Origin of the sequence: Streptomyces sp. NPDC058964 (assembly GCF_042741275.1) — a bacterium.
In the GTDB taxonomy this organism is placed as follows: domain Bacteria; phylum Actinomycetota; class Actinomycetes; order Streptomycetales; family Streptomycetaceae; genus Streptomyces.
The window spans coordinates 14,289-16,224 of sequence record NZ_JBHYKH010000179.1; the positions used below are offsets into that span (position 1 = coordinate 14,289).

At 73.8% G+C, this 1,936-nt stretch carries 3 protein-coding genes; all 3 read right to left on the bottom strand.

What is annotated here, in order from left to right:
* Positions 1-286: 286 nt before the first annotated feature.
* Positions 287-775: a hypothetical protein gene (locus ACFW2E_RS22250; RefSeq protein ID WP_384468808.1), complete on the bottom strand. Its 489-nt coding sequence runs from the start codon at positions 773-775 to the stop codon at positions 287-289.
* The gene (locus ACFW2E_RS22255; RefSeq protein ID WP_384468809.1) at positions 759-1,250 is read right to left on the bottom strand and encodes an RNA polymerase sigma factor; all 492 of its coding nucleotides are present in this window, start codon (positions 1,248-1,250) and stop codon (positions 759-761) included. Before ACFW2E_RS22255 ends, ACFW2E_RS22250 begins: the two co-directional genes overlap by 17 nt.
* Before the next feature lie 87 nt (positions 1,251-1,337).
* Positions 1,338-1,901 carry a class F sortase gene (locus tag ACFW2E_RS22260; protein ID WP_384468810.1) on the bottom strand — a complete coding sequence of 188 codons (564 nt, stop codon included), beginning with the start codon at positions 1,899-1,901 and terminating at the stop codon, positions 1,338-1,340.
* Positions 1,902-1,936: the final 35 nt, after the last annotated feature.

Here is a 1,936-nt window from a genome sequence, read left to right on the forward strand (position 1 = left end):
CGAGTGCGCTCGCGGCGAGGGTATTGTGGGGGGTTGATCTCACACGAAACTCCTTTACGGCGACCGGGATCACGGCCTGCTCGGTGACCGCCCGGCCGGCTTGGGTGCGCCGGAGGACGGCCGCGGGTTGCGCGCTTCGTCGGTGTGATCGCTGTGCTTTCTGCCGCGGCCCCTGGGGATGAGGCGGTGGCTGTCGGAAGCGTGACAGATTTGACCGGAGCATGCCACGAGGATGCACAAAGTGGTTGTGCCGCCCATCCGGTCGCTCCGGCGGCCCCGTCAGTGATCAGGGGCGGCTCTCGGGGACGGCGACGCTCGCGGTCCCGTCCGTCGACGGCACCACCCGTGCCCGGGACGGCTCCGTCGAGGGTTCGGGAGTGGGCACCGCCGATCGGCTCGGGGCTCGCGTTCCGCCGGTCCCCTGCCTCCTCGTGGAACGGGCCGTGCCGGGCGTGGCCGCAGCCGCCGGGGAGGGGGACGCCGACGGTCCGGGCGACGTCGTACGGCCGCTGACCGGTGGTGGTACCGGCGGGACCGCGGGGGACGCGGGCGAGCCCGGTGCCGCCGGGTGCAGTTGCAGCGCGATGAGCGCGGCGACGGCACAGGACAGGCCGGCCCCTGTCACGGCACGGATCAGCCGCCGACGGGTCGCGGCGCGGCGGATCGCCTCGTAACGGCCGGAGGGCGGACCCAGATGCCCGGAGGGAGGCCGCAGGATCACGGCGAGGGGGTCGTCGGGTCCGAACTCCGGGTCGTCGTCAAAGCGTGTGGTCAAGGCTTCTCCTCAAGTGGACGCGGAGCAGTTCCCGGGCCGCGTGGAGGTCGGCCTTGACGGTTCCTTCCTTGCGTCCGGTCAGCACGGACACCTCCCGGATCGGCATGTCGGCGTAGTAGTGCAGCAGGATCGGGACGCGCAGTCGTTCCGGCAGCGACTGCACGAGCAGCCGTACCGAGGGGTCGGACTGCTCGTCGTGGGGGCGGGCGGCGGCCTCCGTGGTGGCACGGCGCATGGCCTTGCGCTCGCGCTCCAGCTTGCGCCAGTGGTCCCGGACCAGGTTCGCCGCGGTGACGTAGAGGAAACCGCGGGGCTCCGCCACGGCCGTCCAGCGGGCCCAGAGCCGGGTGAACGCCTCCGAGGCGATCTCATGGGCCGTCTCGTCGTCGTCGACGATACGGCGGCACCAGCCGGCCAGGCGTGGGTAGAGGGCGGCGAACAGCTCGGACGCTGCCCTGTCGCGGGACCGTTTCAACGCTCTCCATCGTCGTGTTTCGTGCGTGGGAAATGACGCCTGACCGGCCGGTGTGCGTTGCGCCGGTCCGGCATTCGGGCGGGACGGTCAGGGGCTCGCCGAGGTGAGCGTGGCGAAGACGATCACGTTGTCGAGGTACCCGTCGCCGGTACGGGGGCCGCCGCAGGTGATGAGCCGCAGCTCGGGACGGTCGACGTCGCCGTACACCGCGTCCGCCGGGAACCGCGACTTGGCGACCGTCCGTACCGCGTCGACGGTGAACCGCGCCGCCGTGCCGTTCGCCAGCCGTGTCTCGATCCGGTCGCCGCGGCGCAGTCGCGCGAGGTGACGGAAGACCCCGTCCCCGTAGGCGCCGACCGTGACATGGCCGAGGATGACCGCCGGTCCGACCTGACCCGGCGTCGGCGAGTACCGGTACCAGCCCGCCCGGTCGTGCGCCGTGACGGGAGGCACCTGCACGGTGCCGTCCGGCTCCAGCCCCAGCCGTATGACCGGGGTGCCGACCCCGATCGCCGGGATCCGCAGGGCCACCGGAACCGAACGTCCCAGGGCGTGCGCCGCGTTCGCAGGGGAGGCCGGCGGCGGTGGCGTGCCGGTGGAGCGCGCCGGCGCCCCCCCGGGGGGCGCCGGGCCGCCGCCCCCCCCCAGCAGAGAGGCCGGGGGGCCGGGGGGGGGCCGGCGGCGCC